The sequence below is a fragment of the Ligilactobacillus cholophilus genome, from assembly GCF_030389495.1.
GTDB lineage: Bacteria > Bacillota > Bacilli > Lactobacillales > Lactobacillaceae > Ligilactobacillus > Ligilactobacillus cholophilus.
Map to the genome: position 1 here is coordinate 576,990 of NZ_CP127832.1, position 26,231 is coordinate 603,220.

The 26,231-nt window shown below is 29.1% G+C and carries 28 protein-coding genes, 1 pseudogene and 1 riboswitch; of the genes and pseudogenes, 25 read left to right on the forward strand and 4 right to left on the reverse strand.

Annotated elements, in window-relative coordinates; translation table 11 throughout:
* Nucleotides 1-3: 3 nt before the first annotated feature.
* The 7 genes and pseudogenes from QPK35_RS03060 to QPK35_RS03090 form a co-directional block, all read left to right on the forward strand.
* Nucleotides 4-936 (forward strand): Dam family site-specific DNA-(adenine-N6)-methyltransferase, encoded by a 933-nt coding sequence (locus tag QPK35_RS03060; RefSeq protein WP_290034000.1) that lies wholly within the window; start codon nt 4-6, stop codon nt 934-936.
* Nucleotides 929-2,671 carry an AlwI family type II restriction endonuclease gene (locus QPK35_RS03065; RefSeq protein WP_290034001.1) on the forward strand — a complete coding sequence of 581 codons (1,743 nt, stop codon included), beginning with the start codon at nt 929-931 and terminating at the stop codon, nt 2,669-2,671. The genes QPK35_RS03060 and QPK35_RS03065 overlap by 8 nt, the downstream gene beginning before the upstream one ends.
* Before the next feature lie 464 nt (nt 2,672-3,135).
* Nucleotides 3,136-3,693, forward strand: a complete 558-nt coding sequence (locus QPK35_RS03070; protein ID WP_290034002.1) for a TetR/AcrR family transcriptional regulator — start codon at nt 3,136-3,138, stop codon at nt 3,691-3,693.
* A 28-nt stretch (nt 3,694-3,721) separates the two neighbouring features.
* The gene (locus QPK35_RS03075) at nt 3,722-4,273 is read left to right on the forward strand and encodes an NAD(P)H-dependent oxidoreductase (protein WP_290034003.1); all 552 of its coding nucleotides are present in this window, start codon (nt 3,722-3,724) and stop codon (nt 4,271-4,273) included.
* A gap of 87 nt (nt 4,274-4,360) precedes the next feature.
* Complete coding sequence (locus QPK35_RS03080; RefSeq protein ID WP_290034004.1) at nt 4,361-4,669, forward strand: hypothetical protein; 309 nt, start codon at nt 4,361-4,363, stop codon at nt 4,667-4,669.
* The gene (locus QPK35_RS03085; protein WP_290034005.1) at nt 4,666-5,151 is read left to right on the forward strand and encodes a cysteine hydrolase family protein; all 486 of its coding nucleotides are present in this window, start codon (nt 4,666-4,668) and stop codon (nt 5,149-5,151) included. The genes QPK35_RS03080 and QPK35_RS03085 overlap by 4 nt, the downstream gene beginning before the upstream one ends.
* A 157-nt stretch (nt 5,152-5,308) precedes the next feature.
* Nucleotides 5,309-5,497, forward strand: a pseudogene (locus QPK35_RS03090) (DUF961 family protein); the annotation flags it as partial.
* 115 nt (nt 5,498-5,612) lie between these two features.
* Here the strand turns inward: QPK35_RS03090 and QPK35_RS03095 are convergent.
* Complete coding sequence (locus QPK35_RS03095) at nt 5,613-6,128, reverse strand: hypothetical protein (RefSeq protein WP_290034006.1); 516 nt, start codon at nt 6,126-6,128, stop codon at nt 5,613-5,615.
* Between the two features lie 165 nt (nt 6,129-6,293).
* Here QPK35_RS03095 and QPK35_RS03100 point away from each other — a divergent pair, with 165 nt between their 5' ends.
* The 14 genes from QPK35_RS03100 to QPK35_RS03165 all read left to right on the forward strand — a co-directional run bounded on the left by QPK35_RS03100 (nt 6,294) and on the right by QPK35_RS03165 (nt 19,373).
* Nucleotides 6,294-6,647, forward strand: coding sequence for a hypothetical protein (locus QPK35_RS03100; protein WP_290034007.1), 354 nt, complete (start codon nt 6,294-6,296; stop codon nt 6,645-6,647).
* Between the two features lie 372 nt (nt 6,648-7,019).
* Nucleotides 7,020-8,915: a DNA primase gene (gene dnaG / locus QPK35_RS03105; protein ID WP_290034008.1), complete on the forward strand. Its 1,896-nt coding sequence runs from the start codon at nt 7,020-7,022 to the stop codon at nt 8,913-8,915.
* 27 nt (nt 8,916-8,942) lie between these two features.
* Nucleotides 8,943-10,046 carry an RNA polymerase sigma factor RpoD gene (rpoD, locus tag QPK35_RS03110; RefSeq protein ID WP_290034232.1) on the forward strand — a complete coding sequence of 368 codons (1,104 nt, stop codon included), beginning with the start codon at nt 8,943-8,945 and terminating at the stop codon, nt 10,044-10,046.
* A gap of 18 nt (nt 10,047-10,064) precedes the next feature.
* Nucleotides 10,065-10,766: a tRNA (adenine(22)-N(1))-methyltransferase gene (locus tag QPK35_RS03115; protein WP_290034009.1), complete on the forward strand. Its 702-nt coding sequence runs from the start codon at nt 10,065-10,067 to the stop codon at nt 10,764-10,766.
* Nucleotides 10,759-11,724 (forward strand): Nif3-like dinuclear metal center hexameric protein, encoded by a 966-nt coding sequence (locus QPK35_RS03120; RefSeq protein WP_290034010.1) that lies wholly within the window; start codon nt 10,759-10,761, stop codon nt 11,722-11,724. The genes QPK35_RS03115 and QPK35_RS03120 overlap by 8 nt, the downstream gene beginning before the upstream one ends.
* A gap of 137 nt (nt 11,725-11,861) precedes the next feature.
* On the forward strand, nt 11,862-13,109 hold the full coding sequence (pepT, locus tag QPK35_RS03125; protein WP_290034011.1) for a peptidase T: 1,248 nt from the start codon (nt 11,862-11,864) through the stop codon (nt 13,107-13,109).
* 162 nt (nt 13,110-13,271) lie between these two features.
* Entirely contained in the window at nt 13,272-14,060 is a 789-nt protein-coding gene (locus QPK35_RS03130) for a DeoR/GlpR family DNA-binding transcription regulator (protein WP_290034012.1), read from the forward strand.
* On the forward strand, nt 14,057-14,821 hold the full coding sequence (murI, locus tag QPK35_RS03135) for a glutamate racemase (RefSeq protein ID WP_290034013.1): 765 nt from the start codon (nt 14,057-14,059) through the stop codon (nt 14,819-14,821). The genes QPK35_RS03130 and murI overlap by 4 nt, the downstream gene beginning before the upstream one ends.
* A gap of 53 nt (nt 14,822-14,874) precedes the next feature.
* Complete coding sequence (locus QPK35_RS03140; protein WP_290034014.1) at nt 14,875-16,479, forward strand: APC family permease; 1,605 nt, start codon at nt 14,875-14,877, stop codon at nt 16,477-16,479.
* A 5-nt stretch (nt 16,480-16,484) separates the two neighbouring features.
* Nucleotides 16,485-17,261: a peroxide stress protein YaaA gene (gene yaaA / locus QPK35_RS03145; protein ID WP_290034015.1), complete on the forward strand. Its 777-nt coding sequence runs from the start codon at nt 16,485-16,487 to the stop codon at nt 17,259-17,261.
* A 74-nt stretch (nt 17,262-17,335) separates the two neighbouring features.
* Nucleotides 17,336-18,097 (forward strand): DUF1003 domain-containing protein, encoded by a 762-nt coding sequence (locus QPK35_RS03150; RefSeq protein ID WP_290034016.1) that lies wholly within the window; start codon nt 17,336-17,338, stop codon nt 18,095-18,097.
* 231 nt (nt 18,098-18,328) lie between these two features.
* Nucleotides 18,329-18,592, forward strand: a complete 264-nt coding sequence (locus QPK35_RS03155) for a hypothetical protein (protein ID WP_290034018.1) — start codon at nt 18,329-18,331, stop codon at nt 18,590-18,592.
* A 279-nt stretch (nt 18,593-18,871) separates the two neighbouring features.
* A complete protein-coding gene (locus tag QPK35_RS03160) occupies nt 18,872-19,078 on the forward strand; it encodes a crAss001_48 related protein (protein ID WP_290034019.1) in 207 nt (68 codons plus the stop codon).
* Between the two features lie 70 nt (nt 19,079-19,148).
* A complete protein-coding gene (locus QPK35_RS03165) occupies nt 19,149-19,373 on the forward strand; it encodes a hypothetical protein (RefSeq protein ID WP_290034020.1) in 225 nt (74 codons plus the stop codon).
* A gap of 198 nt (nt 19,374-19,571) precedes the next feature.
* Here QPK35_RS03165 and QPK35_RS03170 read toward each other — a convergent pair whose 3' ends face one another.
* Nucleotides 19,572-19,847 carry a hypothetical protein gene (locus QPK35_RS03170; RefSeq protein ID WP_290034021.1) on the reverse strand — a complete coding sequence of 92 codons (276 nt, stop codon included), beginning with the start codon at nt 19,845-19,847 and terminating at the stop codon, nt 19,572-19,574.
* An 81-nt stretch (nt 19,848-19,928) separates the two neighbouring features.
* Entirely contained in the window at nt 19,929-20,255 is a 327-nt protein-coding gene (locus QPK35_RS03175; RefSeq protein WP_290034022.1) for a hypothetical protein, read from the reverse strand.
* 148 nt (nt 20,256-20,403) lie between these two features.
* Here QPK35_RS03175 and QPK35_RS03180 point away from each other — a divergent pair, with 148 nt between their 5' ends.
* The 3 genes from QPK35_RS03180 to QPK35_RS03190 are packed head-to-tail and all read left to right on the forward strand — an operon-like array spanning nt 20,404 to nt 23,562.
* Nucleotides 20,404-21,879, forward strand: a complete 1,476-nt coding sequence (locus QPK35_RS03180; protein ID WP_290034023.1) for a DUF5677 domain-containing protein — start codon at nt 20,404-20,406, stop codon at nt 21,877-21,879.
* A 2-nt stretch (nt 21,880-21,881) separates the two neighbouring features.
* A complete protein-coding gene (locus tag QPK35_RS03185; RefSeq protein WP_290034024.1) occupies nt 21,882-22,148 on the forward strand; it encodes a hypothetical protein in 267 nt (88 codons plus the stop codon).
* 31 nt (nt 22,149-22,179) lie between these two features.
* Nucleotides 22,180-23,562, forward strand: a complete 1,383-nt coding sequence (locus QPK35_RS03190; RefSeq protein WP_290034025.1) for a class II fumarate hydratase — start codon at nt 22,180-22,182, stop codon at nt 23,560-23,562.
* A 35-nt stretch (nt 23,563-23,597) separates the two neighbouring features.
* On the opposite strand, the gene QPK35_RS03195 is transcribed toward QPK35_RS03190, so the two are convergent.
* The gene (locus QPK35_RS03195) at nt 23,598-24,770 is read right to left on the reverse strand and encodes an SAM-dependent methyltransferase (protein ID WP_290034026.1); all 1,173 of its coding nucleotides are present in this window, start codon (nt 24,768-24,770) and stop codon (nt 23,598-23,600) included.
* A gap of 132 nt (nt 24,771-24,902) precedes the next feature.
* Nucleotides 24,903-24,991, forward strand: a riboswitch (SMK box riboswitch).
* Between QPK35_RS03195 and metK the strand changes: the two genes are divergently transcribed.
* Complete coding sequence (metK, locus tag QPK35_RS03200) at nt 24,989-26,179, forward strand: methionine adenosyltransferase (protein WP_290034027.1); 1,191 nt, start codon at nt 24,989-24,991, stop codon at nt 26,177-26,179. (Overlaps the previous riboswitch by 3 nt.)
* The last annotated feature ends 52 nt before the right edge of the window (nt 26,180-26,231 follow it).

Consider the following 26,231-nt stretch of genomic DNA (forward strand, 5'->3'; position numbering starts at 1 on the left):
TTTATGGTTGTTAAAGGTATAAGATCGCCTTTATTCTATGTTGGAGATAAATATAAATTAATGCCACAATTAAAGAATTTATTTCCAAATAATATCGATACATTTTTTGATGTTTTTTGTGGTGGCGGAAGTTCATCACTTAATACCAAAGCAAAGCAATTTATATTAAATGATTGTGATCCGAAAATTATTGAATTGCACTCTTTTTTACAGGAAAACGCTATCCATATTGATGAGTTTATATTAGCTATGCATAATATTATTCACAGTTATGGTTTAAGCTTATCTGAAGAAGGTACTAATGATGAAATTCAAAAGCTTAAATTAACGTTTAAAAAAACTTATTTTGCTAAATATAACAAGTCAGCTTATTTAAAAATGCGTTCAGATTATAATTCCAATCAAGAAAATAGCTCATTGTTATATTTATTATTAATATATGGATTTAATCATATGATTCGTTTTAACAAAAGAGGAGAGTTTAACTTACCTGTTGGAAATGTTGATTGGAATAAAAATGTTACTACTGCATTAAAAAACTATGCTAACTGGTATGTTGAAAATGAAGTTAAAATGTCTAAAGGAATGGATTTTGAAGAATTTGTCCATGCTGTTGTTCCTACACAAAATGATTTTATGTATTTTGATCCACCTTATTTGATAACAACGAGCGATTATAATAAGTTATGGAATGAAGAAGATGATATTAGGTTGTATAATCTTTTGGATTCTTTAGATAATTTGGGTATTAAATGGGGATTATCTAATATGTATAGTCATAAAGGAAAAGAAAACAACATTTTACGTAAATGGAGTGAGAAATACAATGTTTATAGCATAAAAAGTAATTATATTTCTTATATTGATAATACTTTAAAGAAAGATAGTCATGAAGTATACGTAACAAATGTTATAAAGGAGCAAAATAATGACTAATAGAAGAAAACCAATAGCTTTTGATACTACATTGAGAAATCCAGAAAGAATTCCACAATTTGTTTCTATATTAGAGCCTTTTGAAGGTAAAATTCTTAATGATAAGACTGCACTTTATATAGAAGCAGAAGTTATTAGAAATAAGCTATTTCAACCAACAAAAGCAACTATGGGCGAATATACTAAAGAATATATTGGAAAATTTCACTTTATAGCAAAAGATCAATCGGAAAAAGCGTCTCAAAGGGTAACTGAAATTTTTAAAAGATGGGATGAAAATGATGCTGGAACAGTTAGTGTAAAAGATATTATTTATTTACTAGAAAATACTATTACTAAACATAAAGAAAAAAATTGGAAGGGTGGCTGGGAGTCTCGCTTATGGACTCAGTATAGATTTCTTAATGAATTAGGGTTTATCTATTTTATTAAAGGAGAGCCAATTAAAATTTCTGAAAATGGCCATTTAATGATTCACGAATATAGTAATGGTATTCCTAAAAAAGATACGATCGATATTTCATACGAACAATCAGCTTTTTTAATTGCTTTTTCAAAGTACCAGATTAATAATCCTTATCGAAAAAATACAATTAGTGTTAATTTTTTTCCGTTAGTATTAAATACTATTAAATATTTAGATGAAATGCATCAAAAACATGGTATCAGTAAACAAGATATTTCATTTATTATTGCATGGAATAATAATGATTATATAAAGTTAGGGGAATATATTTATAACTTTAGAAAGAAATATGGATATAAAACTTCTGATCAAATGGTTTACGAATATGCTATGAATCTATTAGATGATAGTACAGAAAACAAAATGATTCCAGCTAATAAAGAATTCATAGAAAAAGAAAAGAAAAATTATAAAATGCGGCAAATAATGATTGAAACACCTGATGAAGTTATTCGGAAGCTACGATTAACAATGTTGGTTTCTCTGAAAGGGATAGGTAATTTTATTGATATCAACCATAATGAAAATGATAAGATTACATATATCATAGAGAATATGAATGCTAATCAAAATTTTAGTGATGAAAATCAGTACTTTGAATATATGGGTTCAATTGAAGAAATTTTACAATTTAAAAATGAAAATGATAATTCAGAAAAAGAATTTAATGAAAAGATTACAGCTATTAAGAAATGGTCAAAAGAATTAAAATGGAATGTTTTAAAAGAAGAATTAGTAAAATGCATTGACAAAAGACAAACAAATAATAACTTTCTTAAATATATAAATGAGCCTACTAGATTAGAGTTTCTAATAGCAATTACTGTAAAAAAGGCTTTACCTGAAGTAAAAGTTATTCCGCATTATAAGGCAGATGATGAAGGAATACCATATAATACAGCGCCAGGTGGAGTAGCAGATATTGATGTTTATGAGGATGATACGCATGCGCTTGTTGAACCTACAATAAGTAAAAGTCGAAGTTTCCAATCTGAACATGAAATTCCCTCGATTCGTAATCATATACAAACAACAATAGAAACTGATAAAAAAAGTAAAGAAGTATTTGCGCTTTTTATTGCCCTCCCCATTATAAATGATACTGTATATATAGCGGATTTTCTTAAAGAGAAATTTGGATTTGAAATATATCTTTGGGAAGCTGATGATTTTGCAGAATTTTCACGTAATGTAAAAAGTATAAAGGATTATAAACTGATAAGATCATATGCAAATGCTAAGAGTTATAATGACATAAAAAATCCCTAGTTTAATTATTTTTTATTTTGATCATTTTTATTAAATTAATTGCATCAACAAAATTTGATGCAATTTTTTTATAATAAAATTTAATAGAAAAGAAGGCTTATCAAGGAAATAAAAATATAATCAATTTAAAATGGGCAAGCTTTAAAACAAGTTGAAGATATAGAGGCGCATGATGGTATTTAAGTTACCGGAGCGGTTAAATATGAAAGTTAAATAGTTAAAAACTGATTGTTGCAGGTTATTACAAATTACGATTTAGAAGGAGTGATTGCTAAGAATAGTTAAATTTAATAAAGTTAAAGCAAAAAGTTATGAAAACATGAATGCTTTTTAAATGTGCTTTAAAAATTTTAATTTAACAATTTATTTGTATAACAAGGTGAAGAACGATTTACAAATATTTATAATTTGTTTTATAATAAGTGTACACTGTACACTTATCATAAAACGGAAGGAAAATTTAAATGCCACGGAAAAAATCTAACTTAAAGTCATCTTTAATAGATGCAGGCATAATACAAATAAAAAAAAGAGGGATTAATGAACTATCTTTAAGAGAAATTACAAATAAATGTAATGTTTCTCATTCAAGTTTATATAAATACTTTCCACATAAGAAAGATTATTTAAATGCAGTAATGAATAAGTTAGAAATTAATTTTAATGAATTTCTAACGAAAGGGGCCAATACCGGCACAGCACAGGAAAATTTAGTAAAAATGGGAGTTAATTTTGTAAATTATGCTAAAGAACATACTAATGAATTTAATTCATTATTTTTAAATTGTACGATGACACCTGTTAAAATTAATAATTTTGATATTAATCAATATCCAGCGTTGTCTACATTTATGACACTTGTTTGTGAATTATCTTCTGAAAGGGATTATTTAGAAGTTGGAATCCATTTATGGAGCTATATTGTTGGTTTATCAGTTATTATTTCAAATAATGATTTAGAAGCTGATGAGGCGTGGATAAAAAATAATATTAAACAAATGATGATTCGTTATTTTGATTAAATTAAATTTTTAAAAAGAGGAGAATAAAATGAAAACACTAATATTAGCACATCCTTATGATAAAAGCTTTTGTTATGAAATTTTTAATGTAATAAAATCACAAGATTATGATTTTGAAATTATTGATTTATATCGAGATGGTTTCAATCCAACTATTACTAAAGAAGAATTATCTCAATATAATTCTGGTACTATTATTGACCAACAAGTAATTAAATATCAAAAAATTTTAAAAGAAACGACTAAGTTGATCATTATTACTCCTATTTGGTGGAATAGTATTCCTGCAATTTTAAAAGGATTTTTTGATAAAGTTTTCAGTAAACATTTTGCTTATGAAGATTCTCCTATGGGAGTGATTGGAAAATTAAAAAATATTAAGGAAGTTCAAATAATTACGACTTCAAATTCACCTATTCCATATTTAAAAATAAATGGAATTAATCATGTGATTAAAATGACCTTAAAACAAATTGGTGTATCAAAAATAAAATTTACTCAATTGGGTTCAATAAAGAAATCTAATTTAAAAACTAGAGAAGTATTTTTGGATAAAATAAAGTCAAAATTACGAGAATAAAGATATTTTTTAATATGTAAAAGAAACTTTACAAGCTAGGAAGTGATACACTTAAATTAAGTGTTTAATTTTTAAGGAGTAATTATAATGAAATTCAATATTCATGATTATGTAAAAAAACATTATGAAAATGGAGATTATAATAATGCCTATTCATCATATAATTCTCATTCTTATACTTATAAGTATAAGAATGTTACGAGAAATAAGTTAAGTGATTTTGAATTAGGGTATGCAAAGGGATTATCAGATAAATTCAATCGATTTAAATTTGTTTCATTAAAGCTTTTGACACGAATTAATAAACTTTTCAATGGGAAATTGCATGAAATTATTGATTACCTTGAAGGTTATAAAGAAGCATATCAAAAAAGTAGTAAAGGAAAGAAACAATGAAAAAAGCATTGTTAGTAATAGATTTGCAAAATGGCGTTTGTAAAGATGGGAAAATTTATAATTACAGAAATGTAATTGAAAATATTAATGATCAAATTGATCAGTTTCATTTAAGTACTAATCCTGTAATTTTTATTCAACATAAAGATGAAGATTTAATACATGGATCATTTGAATGGAATTTAATTTCTGATTTGCATAATAATGATTATTATATTGAAAAATTTCATGCTGATTCATTTTATAAAACTAATCTTCATGAATTATTAAGACATCTCGATATAAATAGATTGCAAATTTGTGGAGCTCAAGTTGAATATTGCGTTGATACAACAATTAAAGTAGCACATGATCTTGGCTATCAATTAACTATGGTTCATAATTCTACAACTACTTTTGATAATGAATATTTAAAAGCTGATAGAATGATTAATTTTTACGAAAATATTTGGAATAATAGATTTCTTGATTTTATAGAATAAAATTAAATAATTAGTTTACGAAACGAGTTTGGAACTCGTTTTTATTTTTATAATTCTGATGTTTATGAAAGGAATGAAAAACATGAGTGAATATTTAATTCCAAAAGCTTCTACTTTTGGTAAGTTGTTATTTTAAGGTAAAGGTGAAGAAGTTAAAACAAATCGACGTGTAACGGCAATTAAATATAATGTGATTTCAGAACGGCAAAAGGATTTATTAGAAGTGCAAATTCCAGTAATTGCGGGATCTAAAACTTTTGCTCCCGATACGGAAGTTGAATTAATTGAACCTAAACTTGAACCGGCAGGACAAGCTACCAATGATAATCGAGTAATTAGTTATTGACGTTTAAAGGTAAGAATATCGGAACTGATGAAAACAGGGAATTAACTGGGAAAATCCACTAGTATGAAATTTTAGTTACCTAACATCAATTATATATTGTAGTTTTACTAACTTCTTAGTCTTTAATGTATTTAGAACTTATATAGTTATAAATTTGAAAATCCATATCCATTCCAATTTTTGAAAGCTTTGCATGAAGTTCTTTTTTGATTAAATTTTTAGTTTTAGCATTGATAGCTTTATTATGAACTTGATTATCACAATAAGTTGTTTCTTCATAATAATCATTACCGTTATATATAATTTCTTCATTATTTCTTTTAGGATGAATGACCTGTGTGCCATCATTATATAATTTAAAATCGAAATGTTTAGTCGATAAAACTAAAGCACAACAATTTCCTTCGTTGAAGCCTCTAACATTTTCAACCTTTACGTTATTTTGAACTAAAATTTCAACATTAGGTTTAGGAACACCATCAATAAGGTGGTTTAAATCACATAAGTAACTTATTCTTTGGCTATCAGAATAACGGTAATTATAATTATATAAGCGGTATTGGCCAATGAATAGTTCAATTAAAATTGCTAATAATCCAATAAATATTAATCCCTTGAAAAATTTTTTCATCTTTTAATACCTTCTAGAAAAAATGGTTATTTTACATTAATATATAACATTAGTAGAATATATGAAAGGGATTATCAAATGAAAAAAAAGGATAAACAGAAACAATTACTAAAAATTTTATTTAGAATATGTATTTTTTCTTTTATAGGTGTGCTTACTATAAGATTGGTTGATCTGAAAAAAGAAATTGTTGAGAATAGTATTGAATTTCATCAAGAAGCTTGCCAAAAAGCTCAACGAATTGCAGAACAGAATGAGGATAATATCATCAATTGTATTAAAAATGATGATAAAGAAAATAAAATTAAAAAAATTACGATTCAGTATAAAAATGTTTTGCCAGGGATTTATGATTCAATGTCCTGTATTGATGTTCCATGTTATATTAATGGGGATAGGACTTTAAAATGTGATGTATTGTTAAAAGAAGATGATTACACTGTGGCTGACTTTGGTTATGAAATGGATTCAATTTTAGATGATAAATTATTAAATTATCTTGGATATTGTTCTGATTAAAAATAATGGTTTTAATCATTCTTGACCGTAAAATTTTAAGACTATTAATATAGAAGAAAAAATTTTTGTTTTTCTCACTCTTTTGTAAAGAAAGTGTTTTAAAAAAATCAGAGTATTACTATTAAAGATAAACAGGTTATAAAAATCATAATATCGCTTTTTTATAAGAAAAATAAATCCTAATAAAGACATAATAATGTAAAAGAATTGTATATCATTACAATTCTTTTTATTTTATATCAAAAACGTATTTAACAATAATTCAATGTAATTTATAAATCTTGACTTCACTTATAAATTATCCTAAAATTAAATTTGACTGAAAACAGTGGGGATTTTTTACCCTTTTTATATATAGAAGGAGGAATAATGATGAAAATACCATCTGAATTAATTGACGAAGTCCGTTCTGAAGTTAACATTTTAGACATAGTCAGTCAAAAAGTCCAGTTGCATAAATCTGGAAAAAATTGGTTTGGTTTTTGTCCTTTTCATCCCGAAAATACTCCTTCATTCTCCGTAAATGAGCAAAAACAAATTTTTAATTGTTTTTCTTGTCATCGTGGAGGTAATGTATATAAATTTATTATGGAGTCTGAAGGTTTAACATTTCCAGAGGCATTTATTCGTGTAGCCGAACTTGGAAATGTCCATTTAGATCCTAAATATTTACAAACGAATGCTCTTGATTCTACGCAATCTTCTGAAAATGGCAAGTTAATTGACTTATATCAAAAGGCAAATCAGTTATATCACCATATTCTTGTAAATACAGAACTTGGGCAGGATGCATTGGATTATTTGCATAAGCGTGAAATAAATGATGATTTAATTGAAAAATTCCAACTTGGTTATGCTCCAGAGACTGATATTTTAAAAAATTTCGTAAAAGAAAAGAAAATCGATTATCAGTTGTTACGTAAGTCAGGATTGTTTATTGAACACTCAACCAATAGTGATAATCCAATTGATAATCTTACTGATCGATTTAAAGGGCGTGTGATGTTTCCTATAAGGAATGAGAATGCACATCCAATTGCTTTTTCTGGAAGAATACTAAATCAAGTTGATGTTTCCATTCCTAAATATTTAAATTCTCCGGAAACACCGATTTTTAATAAACGCAGAGTGCTTTTTAATTTAGACAAAGCTAAAGTAACAATGAGACAAAACAAATCCGTCATTTTATTTGAAGGATTTATGGATGTAATCTCTGCATATAAAGCAGGAGTTACAAATGGCGTTGCATCAATGGGAACAAGTTTAACTGATGAACAAGTTCGCATATTAAGTCATTTAGTGTCAAACTTATCGATTTGTTATGATGGTGATGATCCAGGTCAAAAAGCAACTAAGCGTGCATTAGAAATGTTAATGCCACTGGAACATTTTGATCTTGGAGTTATTAATCTTCCAGATAAACTTGATCCAGATGAAGTAATAAAAAAATATGGTGCTGATAAGTTTAAGGAATTTACAATTGATCGCCGTGAAACTCCTATTAATTTCTTTATGCGCTATTATGCTAAAGGTATTAATTTAGAAAATGAAAATGATCAATTAACGTATATTACTGCAATTTTAAAAGAGCTAGCTACAATAAAAGATCCAATAGAACGAGATTTATATTTGAACCGACTAGCTTCTCGTTTTGGAATTGAATATCAAAATTTAGAATCACAATTACAGTCCCTTATAACTCAGCAACAACAAAATAGGCAAGAATCTGAGTACGCTAATTTTCCAAAAGATCACCGATCATTTAATGATTACCAAAAAGAAATCACAAACAGCATTAACTTAACAGATTCAGAAACAAAATATTCAAGAATAGAAAAAGCAGAACGATTATTGCTTTATCGTCTACTTCATGATCATAGTGTATGGGTTAAAGTTCATGAAATTGAAAACTTTACCTTCATTCATGAGAATTATCAAACAATATATGTGGTTGCTGAAGGGTACTTTAACCAATATAATGAATTTAAGAGTGCTGTTTTTCTAGATTATGTTCAAGATGAACAGTTACAAAAAATGATTACTGATTTAGAGATGGAAGAATATCTTGGTGAGGCAACAAATAAGGAAATCGATGATTGTATAAATTTAATCATGGATGAGTATCCAATTGATGAAAAGCTCAAAATAATTGAGCAAAAAATCAATAAAGCTAAACGTATGAACGATAGTCAACAACTGATGTCGTTAATAATGGAAAAAACTAATTTATTACGTCAAAAAGATGTTATGAAATCGACATTAATATAGGAGGAATTTGATTTGGCAAACAAAGAAATGAAATTTGATGAAAAGACTTTTAAAAAAGAAGTAAATTCACTAATTAAGGATTATAAAAGCAAAGGACAAATTCAATATGATGAATTAAGTAAAAAAATTGCTGAATCAATGCATTTGGATGCAGATCAAATGGATATATTAATTGAACGTGTCGAAGATGCTGGAATTTCAGTTGTAGATGAGAATGGTGAACCAAGTAAAGCAAGTCTTAAGGCTGCAAATCATGCTGCAGAAGAAGCTAAAAAAGATGTTTCTGCTCCTACAACAGGAATAAAAATCAACGATCCTGTTAGAATGTATTTAAAAGAAATTGGTCGAGTTGATTTACTAACTGCTGATGAAGAAATTGAACTTGCTTTAAGAATTGAACAAGGTGATGAAGAAGCCAAACAACGTCTTGCAGAAGCTAACTTACGTTTAGTTGTTTCTATTGCTAAACGATATGTAGGTCGTGGAATGTCATTCCTTGACTTAATTCAAGAAGGTAATATGGGACTTATGAAAGCTGTAGAAAAATTTGATTACCGTAAAGGATTCAAATTTTCAACATATGCTACATGGTGGATTCGTCAAGCAATTACTCGTGCCATTGCTGATCAAGCACGTACAATCCGTATTCCAGTACACATGGTTGAAACAATTAATAAATTAATTCGTATTCAACGTCAAATGTTACAAGATTTAGGACGTGAACCTATTCCAGAAGAAATCGGTGCTGAAATGGATATGCCAACCGAAAAAGTTCGCGAAATTCTTAAAATTGCACAAGAACCAGTTTCATTAGAAACACCAATCGGTGAAGAGGATGATTCACATTTAGGTGATTTCATTGAAGACCAGGATGCAACAAGTCCTGCAGATCATGCTGCATATGAATTATTAAAAGAACAACTTGATAGTGTACTAGATACATTAACTGATCGTGAAGAAAATGTTTTACGTCTAAGATTTGGATTAGACGATGGTCGTACAAGAACTCTAGAAGAAGTTGGTAAAGTATTTGGCGTTACAAGAGAACGTATTCGTCAAATTGAAGCTAAAGCTTTGCGAAAATTACGTCATCCTTCACGTTCAAAACAATTGAAAGATTTCTTAGAGTAGTTGAAAGGGAAAAATTAGATGGATGCCAAACATTTATCGAAAAGATTACAAAAAGTTGCTGAATTTGTTCCAAAAAACGCACGTATAGCTGATATCGGATCTGATCATGCATACTTACCAGTCAACTTAGCTTTAAATCATATAATTGATTTTGGAATTGCTGGAGAAGTCGTAAAAGGCCCTTACGAAAATGCATATAATGAAATTAAAGCTCAAAATTTAGAACATGTCATTATTCCACGATTAGCTGATGGTTTAGCTGCAATTTTACCTTCTGATAAAATTGATACCATTACAATTTGTGGCATGGGTGGTACTCTCATTCGCAAAATACTAAATGAAGGAAAAGAAAAATTAGTTAATCATCCTTTATTAATTTTACAACCAAATGTTGGTAGTGATGTTTTACGTCAGTGGTTATTCGAGCATCAATATGAAATCACTAATGAAATTATCCTAGATGAAGATCAACACATTTATGAAATATTAGTAGCTCAATATAACCCACAAGTAAAATCTTTATCACCAGAAGACTTACAATTTGGGGTATATTTGCGACATGAAAAAAATGCTGCCTACATTAAAAAATGGCAAAAAGAAATTCAAAAAAATAACGATGCTATTGAACAAATGAAAAAAGCAAAAAAAGTACCATTAAATCGAATTAAAGAATTAGAAAATAAAAATCAATATATTAAAGAGGTCTTGAATAATGACTAAAGTTAAGGATATTGTGTCAAAATTTGAAGAACTTGCTCCTAAGTGGATTGCTGAAGATGGTGATCCAGTCGGATTACAATTAGGAGATTTAAACCAAGAAGTTCATAAAATGATGGTAACATTAGATGTTCGTCCAGAAACTGTACAAGAAGCAATTGATCATAATGTTGATTTTATTTTTGCACACCATCCTGCAATGTTTAGACCAGTACAACCATTAGATTTGAGCATTCCACAAAATAAAATGTATGCTGAAATCATAAAACATGGAATTACTGTATATGGTGCACATACTAATTTAGATAATGCTAACGGTGGAATGAATGATTGGCTGGCAGAAGTTTTTGATTTGCAAAATACAGAGCCTCTTCTTCCAACTAGAGAAGAAGAGCACTCCTATACTGGATCTAAAAACGAAATGGTTGAAATGGTACAAAAGAAAATTGAAGTATTCTTTCCAGAAAGAATAAAAAAACAAGTACTTTTTGCGATGCATGAAAATCACCCACAAGAAGATTTTATTTATGATCTTTATCAGGTAGAGGGCTTAGGTCAAAAATTTGGCATGGGCCGCGTCGGTGAATTACCTAAATCAATGACAGTAAAGGAATTTGCAGAAAAATGTAATGAAGTTTTTGATATTCCAGGAACTCGTGTTATTAGTAAAGATATTAATAAAACAGTTAAACGAATTGCAATTTTAGGTGGTTCTGGTGCCCGGTTTTATACAAATGCACTTCAAAAACGTGCTGACTTATATCTAACAGGAGATATTTCTTATCATGTGGGGCATGATATTTTAGCTTCTGGATTAAATGCAGTAGATGCAGGTCATTATATTGAATATATATGTAAGCCTCATTTAACGAAGCTCTTTAGTAAATGGAATCAAAATGAAAAATGGAATATTGATATTTATCAATCAGAAATTAACACAAATCCATATCAGTTTATTTAAGTTAAATGCATCCAATTTAGGGTGCATTTTTTCATGTTAGAAAATTTAACAAGAGAATTTGACAACAAAATTTTAAAAGTTTATCATAAAATCATGATGAAAATCATTGAATTTATAAGCAGAAAGGCTTGACGAGTATGACAAAATATGAATCTTTAATTCCTCGTTTTATTTCATATGTAAAGAAAAACACACGTTCAAATGCAGAATCTACTACAATTCCTTCTACACAATCACAAGTTGAATTTGCGAAGGATTTAATGGCAGAATTAAAAGAAATCGGAATGCAAGACGTGCGCCTAAACAAGCAAAGTGGCTATGTATTTGCAACATTGCCAAGCAATCTTCCTGCAGGTAAAACAGCTAAAAAAATTGGTTTTATTTCTCATATGGATACAGCTGATTTTAATGCTGAAAATGTTAAACCACAAGTTATCGAAAATTATGATGGTGAATCAGATATTAAATTAGGTGATAGCGAATATACACTTTCTCCAAGTGAATTCCCTAATTTACATAAATCAAAAAATCATACACTTATTACTACAAGCGGAGATACATTGCTTGGCGCAGACGATAAGTGTGGAATCACTGATATTATGACTGCAATGGAATATTTAGTAAAACATCCTGAAATTAAACATGGTGAAATCGAAGTCGGTTTTGGACCTGATGAAGAAATTGGAACAGGTGCCGATCACTTTGACACAAATGATTTTGGTGCTGATATTGCTTATACAGTTGATGGTGGTCCATTAGGTGAATTAGAATATGAAACATTCAATGCTGCACAAGCTAAAATCACTTTCAAAGGTAAAGATGTTCATCCCGCAACAGCAAAGGGTGTAATGATTAATGCCTTGAAACTAGCAATGCAATTTGATAGCCAATTACCACAAGATGAAGTTCCTGAAAAGACTGAAGGTCGCGAAGGTTTCTTCTTACTCCTTTCATTAAATGGTGAAATTGACGAAGCTCATTCAGCTTACATTATTCGTGATCACGATCGTCAAAAATTTGAAGCTCGTAAGCAATTGATGTTAGATATTGCTAAACGTATGAATGACGAATTTGGCGAAGAACGTGTAATTATTGATATGAATGATCAATATTACAATATGCGTGAAGTAATTGAAAAAGATATGACTGTAGTTGACATTGCTAAAGAAGCAATGGAAGATTTACAAATTAAACCAGATATTTATCCAGTACGTGGTGGTACTGATGGTTCTAAGATCTCATTCATGGGAATTCCAACACCAAACATTTTCACTGGAGCAGATAACATGCACTCACGCTTTGAATTTGCAGATGTAGATACAATGGAAAAAGCTGTTGATGTTATCATTAAAATGGTTGAACTTATTGGAGAAAAAGAAGCATAATTCTTTAATTAATACTCAGACCTAAGTATGTCATTAAACTGCTTATTTTTTATACCTAAAAAAATTCCTCAAAGCATATTTAAGTAAATCCTTAAATTTTTTGATTCATTATAAATTTAAGTTATAATAGATTATGTTACTAAGTAGAATGGGGATGTAGTTTTGATTCAAGAGAAAAGAATTGAATTAATTAAACAGCTTCTTGAAGATCGTCAAGAACTAACAACTAAAAATATCATGGATGAATTTGGAGTTTCTCAAGACACCGCACGACGTGACATTGTTTTATTAACAGAACGTGGTGAAGTTCGTCGTACGCATGGAGGGATTCTTCCGTTAGATTTTGGTCGTAGTGTCCCGAATTACCAAAGCCGTTTAGGACAATTCACAAAAGAAAAAACTCATATCGCAATGGAGGCGTTAAAGTTTTTTAAACCTCATCATGTTTATTTTATTGGATCTTCTACAATCCTATTAAAAACATGCCAAAATTTAAATATGGATTTAACAGTACATACCCATTCATTAGATAATTGCATTGCATTATCTGATCATAATAAGGTAACTGTCAAAATTTCAAGTGGTACATTAAATCATGAAAATAGGTATTTTTATTCAAATTTAGCAGTTAAAGAATTACAAAATGTTGTTTTTGATACTGCATTTATTGCTGCATCCGGAATTGATGAAAATGGAGTATACTTGTTAGATCAAGGAGATGCAGAAATTGTTGGTGTTGCAGCTCAACAAGCACGTAAAGTTGTCTTGGTGGCAGAACATCAAAAATTTGTAAATAAATCATATTATAGAATTTGTCCATTAGATATAATTTCAACCTTTATTACAGATAAAGAATTAACTAAAGAGCAACGAAATATGTTTAGTAAACATACAAAAATTATCGTTGCATCAAGTAAAAATAAAATTAAAGAATATGGAGGTACTGTATGACATTTAAACAACCAATTGGAGTATTTGATTCCGGTTTGGGTGGGTTAAGTGTATTAAAGCAAATTTATAAATTAATGCCAAATGAAGACTATATTTTCTTTGGCGATTCTGCAAATGCACCTTATGGAATTAAAAGCACTCAGGAAGTTTATGAATTGAGCAAAAAAATTACTGAGATGCTTATTAATAAGTACCATGTTAAAGCAATTGTGATAGCATGTAATACTGCTACAAGTGCTGCTATTAATAGATTGCGTGAGGAATATTCAATCCCAATAATTGGTCTAGAGCCTGCCATTAAACCGGCTGTTCAAAATAATTCACATGGAAAAGTTATTGTAATGGCAACACCTTTAACATTAGTCGGTAAAAAATTTGATCAATCTGCAGAGCGTTTTAAAAATGAAGCAACAATTATAAAAGCTCCAGCTCCAGATTTAGTAGAGTACGTTGAACGAGGAGAATTACTTTCTTCTGGAATTAAAGAATACTTGCATAAAATTTTAGATGATAAATTACCTGTAAACGCAATTGTACTTGGATGCACTCACTTTCCATTTGCTCAAAAAGCAATTCAAGAAGTTGTCGGAAATGATGTTGAAATTTATGATGGTAGTATGGGTGCTGCAATGCAACTTCAACGTAAACTAAAGGATATTGGTAAATTAACTTCTGATACCTCGAAAGGCAAAATTGAATTTAAAAATAGTAACCCAGACCCGAAGGAAATAGAATTAAGTCAAAAATTGTTTGACATGTAAATTAAAGATAAACGGATTACTTATTTTAAATTTAGAGGGAAAGAAGAATTTTTATGAAGAAAAAAATAAGCTTATTTTCATTAGTTATGTTAACGTTAAGCTCACTTATTGGTTCAGGATGGTTATTTGGATCATGGGAGGCTGCTAAAGTCGCAGGACCTGCTGCAATCTTTTCATGGATTATTGGTGCTGTTGTAATTGGGTTAATTGCTTTTAATTATATAGAACTTGGAGCAATGTTCCCTGAACGTGGGGGAATGAGTCATTATGCGCAATATACTCACGGCTCACTTTTAGGTTTCATTGCTGCTTGGGCCAATTGGATTTCTTTAGTTACAATCATCCCAATTGAGGCGGTTGCTTGTGTTCAATATATGAGTTCATGGCCTTGGAAGTGGGCCAACTGGACCCATATTTTAATGAGTGGAGATCAAATTTCTAATAATGGTTTATTTGTTGTTTACATTTTTATCATCATTTTTACATTATTAAATTATTGGTCTGTTAAATTGCTAACTCGTTTTACAAATTTTGTTTCATTTTTTAAATTGGGAATTCCGATTTTAACAATTGTAATGCTTGTTATTTCTGGTTTTCATCCACAAAACTTTGGTAGCTCAATTCATGAATTTATGCCTTATGGAACTGCTGCAATTTTTTCTGCAACAACTGTTTCTGGAATCATTTTCTCATATGATGCTTTCCAAACAGTAATTAATATGGGGAGTGAAATTCAAAATCCTAAGAAGAATATAAAAAGAGGGGTTGTTTTATCACTTTTTATTGCCTTCGTCATTTATGTTTCCTTACAGATCACATTTATCGGAGTAGTAAAGCCAAGTACAATTGCACAAGTTGGCTGGCATGGACTTAATTTCCAATCACCATTTGCAGATTTAGCAATTATGCTTGGAATGTATTGGTTATCAGTATTACTTTACATGGAAGCATTTATTTCTCCTTTTGGAACAGGCGTCTCATTTGTTGCATCTGGTGCTCGTACATTAGCTGCATTTAAGGAAAACAAACATTTTCCTGAGTCAGTCGGAAAAATTCATAAAAAGTATGGGACACCTCGTGTTGCATTAGTTATCGATGCATTCATAAGTATTATTATGGTTACACTTTTCAGAAATTGGGGAATTTTAGCAAGTGTAATCTCAACCGCTACATTAATTGCCTTTTTAACAGGACCTGTTTCTGTAGTTTCATTACGTGAAATGGCACCAAATTTCATTCGACCTGTTAAATTAAATCATCTAAATATCCTAGCACCTATTTCATTCGTGTTAGCAAGTTTAGCTGCATATTGGGCAATGTGGCCAACTACAATTGAAGTTATTTTAATTATCTTAATTGGATTACCAATCTATTTCTACTATGAAAGACGATTAGGTTGGCCAGAAACTAAGAAACATATTAAATCCAGTTTATGGCTACTCCTTTTCCTTGGAGTTTTAGCCTTATTATCATATATTGGAAGTACAGAGTTTGGTGGAATTGGTTTAATTAAATACCCATTTGATTTTATTATTTTAATTATAGTGTCATTAATCTTTTATTATTATGGAATTCATTCATACATCACGTCTGAATACTTTGAACAAGCGAAAAAGAGTAACCAACAAGTTAATCTAAAAGACTATGATGAGGACTGATTTAAATGAAAATAATTATTTCACCTGCAAAACAAATGCAAGTGGATGCAGATACATTTGACGTTTTATCAACGCCTGCTCTATTAGATAAAGCAATCCAAATTGAAAAATATTTAAAATCATTAACTGTCGATGAATTACGTAAACTTTGGCATACAAATGATAAATTATTTGAATTAAACATGGATCGCTTAAGAAAAATGGATTTAAAAAATGAGATTCAAACACCAGCAATTTTAGCTTTTTGCGGATTACAGTATCAATATATGGCCCCAGATTTATTTACGGATAATGCATTAGAATATATTCAAGAGCATTTACGTATTTTATCTAGCTTTTATGGAGTATTAAGACCGTTTGATGGGGTTGTTCCGTATAGACTTGAAATGAAAGCTAAAGCTCATGTAAATGGCACTAAAAATTTACATGCTTTTTGGAATGATTCTTGGTTTAACGTTTTGACTCAAGACGATAATCTAATTATAAATTTAGCATCAAAAATGTATGCATCCCAAGTATCACGTTATATAAAAAATACAAAGATTAAAATGGTATCATGTGTTTTTGGTTATTATCATCCAACTAAGCATAAAGTTATTCAAGATAATACATATGCTAAAATGGCTCGCGGTGAAATGGTTAGATATATGGCTGAAAATCAAATTCAAGATTTTCATAAATTAATTAACTTCAATGATTTAGGATATGAATATAGTCCTGATTTTTCTGATGAAAATAATTTAATATTTTTACGTGATCGTAATCAAGAAATTCATCGTTAATATAATTAAAACAAAGAGGAGATATTGATTTGGATTTAAATCATATCAATTAATAAATTGAAAAGAGTGATAAAATGGCCGCTAAAAAGACAGCAACTTGCGTCATTTGTGGGAAACATTATTCAGTAATGGAAGGATTCTATTTAAGAAATTTAGGTGGAGATTTAGTTGAACAGATAAAAGAACATTATAAAGATATAAAACCATCATCTTTTATTTGTTTGAGTGACTTGCAACATATTAGATTAAATAACCTAGAAAAAACAATTAATGAAGATTTAGAATCTAATCGTAAAATAAATGCAAGTTTAGAAAAAAATTTAAATAGTAATCATTATGTTGTTAAAAATACAAATAATATGAGATTAACAAAAGGACAAAAAATTGCTGATGCATTAGCTAAATATGCTGGTAGTTGGGGATTTATCATCGCTTTTTGTATATTTCTTTTTATTTGGATGTCAATTAATACATTACATATTTTTGGCCTAGATTTTGATCCATATCCATTTATCTTATTAAATTTATTTTTAAGTTGTTTAGCTGCATTACAAGCGCCTGTTATTATGATGAGTCAAAATCGTCAAGCAGAACGTGATCGATTTGATGCAGAAAATGATTATAAAACAAATCAAAAAACAGAAATGGAATTACGCAATTTGCATAAAAAAGTGGATCAATTAAATGAGGTTCAGTGGCCACACTTATTAGATATTCAGAAAACTGAGATTGAAGTTTTGACTGAAATTGAATATGAGTTACAACAAATGCAAATCAAACAAAATGAATTGATTAAAGCAAAGCAACATCAAACACGACATCGAAGTCGACAATAAAATTTTATGAAATATTGCAACAGAGTATATTTTTAGATAATCTGGGTATTTTTAAGCTCTTCCTTTACTAAGGGGAGCTTTTTTTAATAATAAAAAAGTTATAAATAAATATTTATACTAATAAAATCTAAAAAATTATCAAAATTAATAAACAATTAAAGAAATTTCTTTCTTTATAAGGTATCATAAAGAAGCTTAGATATTTATATGAAAGAATGGATTGATTAGTTTATGTTGTGGAACAATATTATATTTTTGCTTTATTTTACTATAAACATTATTGTGTTTATTGCTAGTATTATTGCTTTTAAAAAAAATCATAATAATAATCTAGCATCATTATTAATTGTAGCGGGATTTATTATAGGAATTGCTGTTATACCATGCTTAAAATACGCTATTTTGAAAAAACAACTTGTAAAAATTATTGAATATACATTTTTACCAATATGTTTTAATGTACTTAATTTAAAGATTTTTAATATGGACAATTAATTTATCGTCAACTATTACTTTTATGCGTTGTATTAATAATAGATATTACTATTAAATTATAAATAAGCTAAATAACTTAAAAAATGTATCATTATATGATACATTTTTTTATTATCCAATAACATAATGAAAGATCATGAATTTAGATAACATTATTATATGTAGCACAAAACTTAATTTATAAGAATAAATAAAGTTTTCATATTAATGAGGCTTTATATTAGTATGTTCAAACATAACTGGTATATACTTAAAATATAATCAAGGAGGGATTCTATTATGAATAAAGATTACAAAGAAATGATTAACGACTTAACAAAAGATGTTGAAGTTATTAATGCAAAAATTAAAGAATTGGATACAGTTACAGACAAAGTAGATTTACCAGAAGATGAAATGGAATTAATCGATCGTCAAGAAAAAGTTATGAAAGACTATGCTGACGTAATGATGGAACGTATCGAATATTACGAAGCACGCAACTAATAATTTCTATTTGATATAAAGGCTGTGACTCTTGTCCAGTCTTTTTTTATAAACAAAGGAGTTGATTATTATGACAAAAATCGATGGTAAAACTTGGGTAATGATTGTTATCGCATGTGTTCAATGCTTTATAATGGGATTAAAGGCAGGGGGAGCTATTGCTCTTAGTTGGTGGTGGATTATGCTACCTACAATTATTGTTGGCATTTATTTACTATATGTATTTTTTAAATTAACAGTCTTTACTACTAAAGTAGAAGAAGATAAATTCGAAGAACATCATAAAAAGAATTAAAAATAAAAATAGCAAAAATTAAGTACTTTCATGTATTTGGGATGATCAAATATATGAAAGTTTCTTAATAATTGCTATTAATAGTATAAAGATGATAGATGTAAAGTTTGCAGCAAGTCAACTTTACATTAAAATATTATGATACAAGTAAACAAAATTCAATTAATTACAACTAGATGCAAGAATACTTTGTTAAGCCTATTTTTTAGCTTTTACACTTGAAAAATAAACTTTATGACTTCTTGGAAATTCACGACCAAAAGCAGTTTTTAACAGTCTCTTTGCATTACTATCGTCTAAATCAACAGTCTCATTTTGATATCCACTCTCAATTAATTTGGCAGCATTTTCTGTCAATTTTACAATAACTGAGCGATCTTTTTTAAAAGTATAGAATTGTAATTCATCAAATCTGCGTTTTTTTAAATTAGAAATTGCAGTTTTTTGGGCTTGTTTTAATTCTACTAATTTCATATCTCGGTATTTCTCCTCAATTATTTATATATAACTCAAATATAATGTTACACTTAAATTGTCTATTAATAAAATATGAAATTATTTACCACCTAAAAAATGTTCTAATTCATGTGTAAAATCTGCCTTTACAATATTAGTAGTAATGTAACAAATTGTGATTTTGTTACCATCACGTGTAAATGCAACTCGAACTGGAGGTAATTGTGGAGGGTTTACGCGGCATTCATAACACTTAAGCCCATTTACTTCAATTCGTGTTGCTAACTTAACTTTTGAAAAATCAGTTTCCATTTGACGTGTAATTTGTTTTTCTATTGTCTTTTTAATAACTTTTTCTTGGTGTCGATATGTTTTAAATACTTTTCGACATCCTTTATTATCATAGCTAATTATATAATTTGCCATGTGCATCCTTCCTTAAAACATTTAATATTATAATTTTATCATGTATCCAACAATTTCACTATTGATTTAATTTGTGAAGTCATAAAGCTTTTCGATAACAATTTAAATAAGTTTCATTTAAAATAGAGAGAGGAATAGGGTGAAATTTATGAATAATTTATTTGAACAAGTAAAACAATTAACAGAAGAAATTAGTAAAGAATGGAATAAAACTGACAGTATTGTAAGTAAAACTGTAACTCAAATGGCAAAACTTAACTTAGAATTAACAGATAATTTTTTAGAATTAGTTAAAAATAAAATGCCAATCGCTGCTAGAATTATTGCTCGACCCGTATATGAACGTAGTGTATTTTTGCAATTCATTTTACATGATCGCCGTGAAATAAGTTCTAGAGCATTACTCTTTTATCATTCAAGTCGACTTCGCCAATATTTATGGCTTAATTATATTTTGAAAGATCCAACATGCTTCAAGAATTTCGAAATGGAACAAAAATGGTTTAAAAAGCAAAGTCAATTTTTAAAAAAGAATAAAAAGGGCACTTTAAAAAATTGGGTTTCTCAACAAATAGAAAATGAAAAGCAAGCCTTTAATCGTATTGAAAATATGGTGAATTATTGTGAAGTTTCTCATTTTGACAAAGATGAACGGCGAAAGACTTGGTATCGGTTAGATCCTGAAGTGTTTGGAGGCAATCTGAAAATTTCAACTTTATCAGATGTATCTAAATATGTACTTAATGATCCACAAAATTATTATTATAATTTATTTTATGGAATTGATTCACTTTTTACTCATGGATATCTAATATCTGATATTTTCCCTGAGGAAGCTAATGAATTTAAGATTGCATTACTAAATTTATGTCTTGGTAATCTAAAAGCAATGTGTAAGTTTATGGATCTTTCTGTAAATCAGGAAAAACAATTAAATTTACTTACTCGAAAAGTGAAACAACTACACTTAAATAAACAACCATTACGTTTAACAGAATTTGAAGAAAAATTAGATGATAAAAAATTAAAAGATAAATTTAAAGTACAAATAGAACAGAACTTTAAAGCATATCAATGGTTAGAAAATAAACATTACAATTATGCACTCCACATTTTATTACGAACAATTAACGAGCAAGTGATGAGCTGGAAGTGGATGTTATCAAATAATTCAGATAAGCGTATTAAACTATTTGCATTAACAAGTCAAATTCAAACAATTTCAGATATATATCGTTTATGTGTTCCTAATTCAAAAGAACAACAAAAATTATCTCATTTAAGAAGAGATAAAAAAGATATTTATGATGAATTAGCAAATGATTTAATGCGTGAACGTACAATTAAAAAAGATAAACAAAAACGTCGGTGGTTTGTTTTAGAAAGTAACGCGCAAACAGTACATTCAATGCATCAATTAGAACATGTATTATTACCTGAAGATGGGGAATTCAGCTATTTATATGCAAATGGCTTTTTATCTGTACACGTTCATGGAATTAATCTTGAATTACCATACTCAATTGAAAATAAAACAGTATTCTTATTAGCAGGTGTAACTGATAAAAATGCATGCCACCATGTAACAGAAAAACTTTGGAATCTTTTTAAATCAGAGGAATAATAATGAAAGTTGTTAGTAGAACATCATTAAAAAATCAGTTAGAAAAAAGTTTTAAAGCATATTCTAATTGTCATTCAACAATTACAAATTTTAAACAAGATCGTAAAATTGATATAATCAAAAATCAAGATTCATATTCTTATCATGAAAGAGGCTTTGAAAATATTCGAAAAAAGAATTTAAACAAAGCAAAAGTAATGAATTTAGTTCAAAAACAAATAGATGTAGAATTTCCGAATAGTAAAAAGATATACTATTTAGTGAAGTAAAAAGTAATAAAACAAAGAAGAAGGTAATTTTATGGAAAACTATCGTATTGAATCAGATACCATTGGGGAAGTTAAAATTCCAGCGAATGCATTATGGGGTCCACAAACAGAAAGAAGTCGTCAAAATTTCCCAACAGGACCATTGATGCCATTAGCTATTATTAAAGCAATGCTTAATATAAAAAAAGCTGCTGCATTAGCAAACTCTGAACAAGATAATTTAGAAAAAGAGAAAGCAAATCTAATTGTAGAAGCTGTTGATTTACTTTTAGCATTACCTGATTCAAAATTACAACAACATTTTCCATTACACATATATCAAACAGGATCAGGAACGCAAACAAATATGAATGTTAATGAAGTAGTTGCTCATCAAACAGCAAAATTGAATTCCAATATTACTATTTTGCCAAATGATGATGTCAATCGATCACAAAGTTCAAATGATACTTTTCCTACCGCAATGAATGTTGTTGCTAGTGTTGAACTAAAAGAATTATTTGAGTCAGTACAACATTTAATTGATTTATTAACTGAAAAACAAGATAAGTATTGGAAAATAGTTAAAATTGGCCGAACTCATTTACAAGATGCAACTCCACTTACATTTGGTCAAGAAATAAGCGGGTGGATCAGTATGCTTGAACATGATTTACAATATTTAGAAGAACTTTCTGGTACACTTAATGAATTAGCAATTGGAGGCACAGCAGTTGGAACTGGATTAAATGCTCCCACTGGATTTGCTGAAAAGTTCACTAATCATTTAAATCAAATTTATAATGGACACTTTACCTCGCATGTCAATAAATTCTACAGTCTTGCTGCTCACTCTGGGTTAGATGTTGTTCATGGTGCAATCAAAACTTTAGCAAGTGATCTGTTAAAAATTGCTAATGATGTTAGATTTTTAGCGAGCGGGCCACGGGCAGGATATAATGAGTTGAATATTCCAGCAAATGAACCAGGATCATCTATTATGCCTGGAAAAGTTAATCCTACACAAGCAGAAGCTTTAACAATGGCTGCTGTAAAAGTAATGGGGAATGACACAACAATTACAATTGCTAGTTCACAAGGAAACTTTGAAATGAATGTCTATAAACCAGTTATAATTGCCACATTTTTGGAATCTATTGAATTACTATCTGGAACAATTCGTGGATTTTCAGATAAAATGATTAAAGGATTAACAATTAATCAAAAAAGAATGAAAGAATTAGTAGATCATTCATTAATGACAGTTACTGCATTAACGCCTCATATTGGATATCATGCAAGTGCAGAAATTGCACAACTTGCTGAAAAAGAAAATCTAACGTTAAAAGAGGCTGCATTAAAATCTGGAAAAGTTTCAGAAGAACAATTCGATAAATGGATTGATCCATTAAAAATGACAAATTATATGAAGTAGTAAAAAAGAGATACTAATTAGTATCTCTTTTTTTATTAATTCATATATTCTCGAGTCATCGGAAGATTAATTCCACTTGGTCCTTTAGTTAATTGAAATTGCATTACATCGATATTACCTGCTTCAAATGAAGCTGCACATGCTTGTAAATATAAATCCCACATTCGAGTAAAACGTTCACCCATCAATTTAATGATTTCCGTACGATGTTCATTAAAATTCTTATCCCAAATTTCTAATGTATGTTGATAATGGCGTCTTAGACTTTCTAAATCAGAAAGTTGTAATCGTGATTTCACGATATCAGTCACATTTTCAACTAAACCTGGAATATATCCGCCAGGGAAAATATACTTATCTAACCATGCATTTGAAGCGCCACCTTGTTGGCGTGTAATTCCATGTATAACAGCGACACCATTATTTTTTAGATATTTATCAATAATTTTAAAATAATTTGGTAATTCTTTATGTCCAACATGTTCAAACATACCAACACTTGTAATATAGTCAAATGGGGCATGTTTTAATTCACGATAATCCTCCAATATGACTTTAGCTTTATCTTGTAATCCCAATTTTTGAATTTGATTATTTACGTAATTAAATTGTTTTTCGCTTAATGTAATTCCTGTAACATTTAGATTATATTCCTGTGCGGCAGTCAACATTAGAGTTCCCCAGCCACATCCAATATCTAATAAAGTTTTATTAGGTTTAGGATTTAATTTTTTCAAAATATGATGAATTTTATTCATTTGAGCTTGATATAGTGAATCATTTGCGTTTTCAAAATATGCACATGAATATGTCATTGTTTTATCCAACCATAATTTATAAAAATCATCTCCAATATCATAGTGACTATGTATATCAGCTTGATTTTTCTTTTCAGAATGGTTTTGATGTGGATGGTACTTTTTAATATGTGCATTTCTTAAAAAACTACCCTCAGAACGATACGCTGATGCAATAATTTTTTGAATTGAACCCTTTATATCAATAATTCCATTCATATATGCTTCGCCTAAACAAATAGAAGGGCTTTTAATTAATTTTTTTATTGGAATATTATCATGAAAGGTAATTATTGCTTCTGGAATACCATTTCCCCCATATTGTTTTGTGGTTCCATCTGCATAATTAACTTTTACCGGAAAATCAAATGAATGACTTAAAATGCTTTTAAAAACCATGCTATCTAACATGAAAATGCCTCCCCATAAATAAAAGCTATCTTTGCCTTATTGATGATAGATTCTAACACGCCTGACATATAGATACAAATAAATTTACTTTGCATTTTAATATCATTCAAGTTAAAATATCAAAGTAAACTAAATAGTTACAATTCATTCCCGATAGGATTCACGCCTCGTGAAGATGCCTTGTAACCATTTAAATCAACAAAATGGGGGACGTTTATATGTCAGAAAAATATTTATTTACTTCAGAATCTGTTTCTGAAGGTCATCCAGATAAAATTGCTGATCAAATTAGTGACGCAATTTTAGATGCAGTTTTAAAACAAGATCCACAAGCACGTGTTGCCTGTGAAACAACCGTTACAACAGGTCTAGTAATTGTTGTAGGTGAAATGTCAACATCAGCATATGTTGATATCCAAAAAATCGTTCGAAACACAATCAACGAAATTGGTTATGTTAACGGTAAATTTGGATTTGACGGAGATTCATGCGCTGTTCTAACTGCAATTGATGAACAATCTCCAGATATTGCTCAAGGGGTTGATGAATCAATTGAAATGCGCGAAGGTAATTCAGATTCACTTGATCAAATTGGAGCAGGAGATCAAGGTATGATGTTTGGATATGCAATTAATGAAACTCCAGAGTTAATGCCTATGCCTATTATGCTTAGTCATAAATTAATGCGAAAATTGGCACAATTACGTAAAGATAAGACATTAGACTACTTAGGCCCAGATGCAAAAGCTCAAGTAACTGTCGAATACGACGAAAATCATAAAGTAGATCGTGTTGATACTGTAGTACTATCAACTCAACATTTACCTGAAGTTTCACTAGACCAAATTCGCAAAGATGTGATTGAAAAGGTAATAAAGAAGGTAATTCCTAATGAATTACTAGATGATAAAACTAAAATCTTTGTTAACCCAACTGGTCGTTTTGTAATTGGAGGACCACATGGGGATTCTGGATTGACAGGTCGTAAAATCATCGTAGATACATATGGTGGTGCAGCCCATCATGGTGGTGGTGCATTTTCTGGAAAAGATGCTACTAAAGTAGATCGTTCAGCAAGTTATGCAGCACGATATATTGCTAAAAATATTGTTGCAGCTAAATTAGCTGACGAAGTTGAAGTTCAAATTGCTTATGCTATTGGTGTTGCTGAACCAGTTTCAATTTCTGTAAATACATTTGGCACAGGAAAAGTAAGTGAAAACAAACTTGCTGAAGCTATTCGTAAAGTATTTGATTTACGTCCAGCAGGCATAATTAAAATGCTTGATTTACGTCGGCCAATTTATAAGCAAACTGCCGCATATGGTGCTTTTGGACGCGATGATTTAGATTTACCATGGGAAAAAACAGACAAAGTTGATGAATTAAAAAAATCATTAAATGACTAATTCAATTGACAAAGAATTTTTGCAATAGTAGAATAGTCCGTAGAATTTAAAA

What these genes read in the sequence shown, in the direction of transcription:
- QPK35_RS03060 (WP_290034000.1), top strand. Translation starts at nt 4, where the DNA reads ATGGTTGTTAAAGGTATAAGATCGCCTTTATTCTATGTTGGAGATAAA.
- QPK35_RS03065 (WP_290034001.1), top strand. Translation starts at nt 929, where the DNA reads ATGACTAATAGAAGAAAACCAATAGCTTTTGATACTACATTGAGAAAT.
- QPK35_RS03070 (WP_290034002.1), top strand. Translation starts at nt 3,136, where the DNA reads ATGCCACGGAAAAAATCTAACTTAAAGTCATCTTTAATAGATGCAGGC.
- QPK35_RS03075 (WP_290034003.1), top strand. Translation starts at nt 3,722, where the DNA reads ATGAAAACACTAATATTAGCACATCCTTATGATAAAAGCTTTTGTTAT.
- QPK35_RS03080 (WP_290034004.1), top strand. Translation starts at nt 4,361, where the DNA reads ATGAAATTCAATATTCATGATTATGTAAAAAAACATTATGAAAATGGA.
- QPK35_RS03085 (WP_290034005.1), top strand. Translation starts at nt 4,666, where the DNA reads ATGAAAAAAGCATTGTTAGTAATAGATTTGCAAAATGGCGTTTGTAAA.
- QPK35_RS03095 (WP_290034006.1), bottom strand. Translation starts at nt 6,128, where the DNA reads ATGAAAAAATTTTTCAAGGGATTAATATTTATTGGATTATTAGCAATT.
- dnaG (WP_290034008.1), top strand. Translation starts at nt 7,020, where the DNA reads ATGAAAATACCATCTGAATTAATTGACGAAGTCCGTTCTGAAGTTAAC.
- rpoD (WP_290034232.1), top strand. Translation starts at nt 8,943, where the DNA reads ATGAAATTTGATGAAAAGACTTTTAAAAAAGAAGTAAATTCACTAATT.
- QPK35_RS03115 (WP_290034009.1), top strand. Translation starts at nt 10,065, where the DNA reads ATGGATGCCAAACATTTATCGAAAAGATTACAAAAAGTTGCTGAATTT.
- QPK35_RS03120 (WP_290034010.1), top strand. Translation starts at nt 10,759, where the DNA reads ATGACTAAAGTTAAGGATATTGTGTCAAAATTTGAAGAACTTGCTCCT.
- pepT (WP_290034011.1), top strand. Translation starts at nt 11,862, where the DNA reads ATGACAAAATATGAATCTTTAATTCCTCGTTTTATTTCATATGTAAAG.
- murI (WP_290034013.1), top strand. Translation starts at nt 14,057, where the DNA reads ATGACATTTAAACAACCAATTGGAGTATTTGATTCCGGTTTGGGTGGG.
- QPK35_RS03140 (WP_290034014.1), top strand. Translation starts at nt 14,875, where the DNA reads ATGAAGAAAAAAATAAGCTTATTTTCATTAGTTATGTTAACGTTAAGC.
- yaaA (WP_290034015.1), top strand. Translation starts at nt 16,485, where the DNA reads ATGAAAATAATTATTTCACCTGCAAAACAAATGCAAGTGGATGCAGAT.
- QPK35_RS03150 (WP_290034016.1), top strand. Translation starts at nt 17,336, where the DNA reads ATGGCCGCTAAAAAGACAGCAACTTGCGTCATTTGTGGGAAACATTAT.
- QPK35_RS03155 (WP_290034018.1), top strand. Translation starts at nt 18,329, where the DNA reads ATGTTGTGGAACAATATTATATTTTTGCTTTATTTTACTATAAACATT.
- QPK35_RS03160 (WP_290034019.1), top strand. Translation starts at nt 18,872, where the DNA reads ATGAATAAAGATTACAAAGAAATGATTAACGACTTAACAAAAGATGTT.
- QPK35_RS03165 (WP_290034020.1), top strand. Translation starts at nt 19,149, where the DNA reads ATGACAAAAATCGATGGTAAAACTTGGGTAATGATTGTTATCGCATGT.
- QPK35_RS03170 (WP_290034021.1), bottom strand. Translation starts at nt 19,847, where the DNA reads ATGAAATTAGTAGAATTAAAACAAGCCCAAAAAACTGCAATTTCTAAT.
- QPK35_RS03175 (WP_290034022.1), bottom strand. Translation starts at nt 20,255, where the DNA reads ATGGCAAATTATATAATTAGCTATGATAATAAAGGATGTCGAAAAGTA.
- QPK35_RS03180 (WP_290034023.1), top strand. Translation starts at nt 20,404, where the DNA reads ATGAATAATTTATTTGAACAAGTAAAACAATTAACAGAAGAAATTAGT.
- QPK35_RS03185 (WP_290034024.1), top strand. Translation starts at nt 21,882, where the DNA reads ATGAAAGTTGTTAGTAGAACATCATTAAAAAATCAGTTAGAAAAAAGT.
- QPK35_RS03190 (WP_290034025.1), top strand. Translation starts at nt 22,180, where the DNA reads ATGGAAAACTATCGTATTGAATCAGATACCATTGGGGAAGTTAAAATT.
- QPK35_RS03195 (WP_290034026.1), bottom strand. Translation starts at nt 24,770, where the DNA reads ATGTTAGATAGCATGGTTTTTAAAAGCATTTTAAGTCATTCATTTGAT.
- metK (WP_290034027.1), top strand. Translation starts at nt 24,989, where the DNA reads ATGTCAGAAAAATATTTATTTACTTCAGAATCTGTTTCTGAAGGTCAT.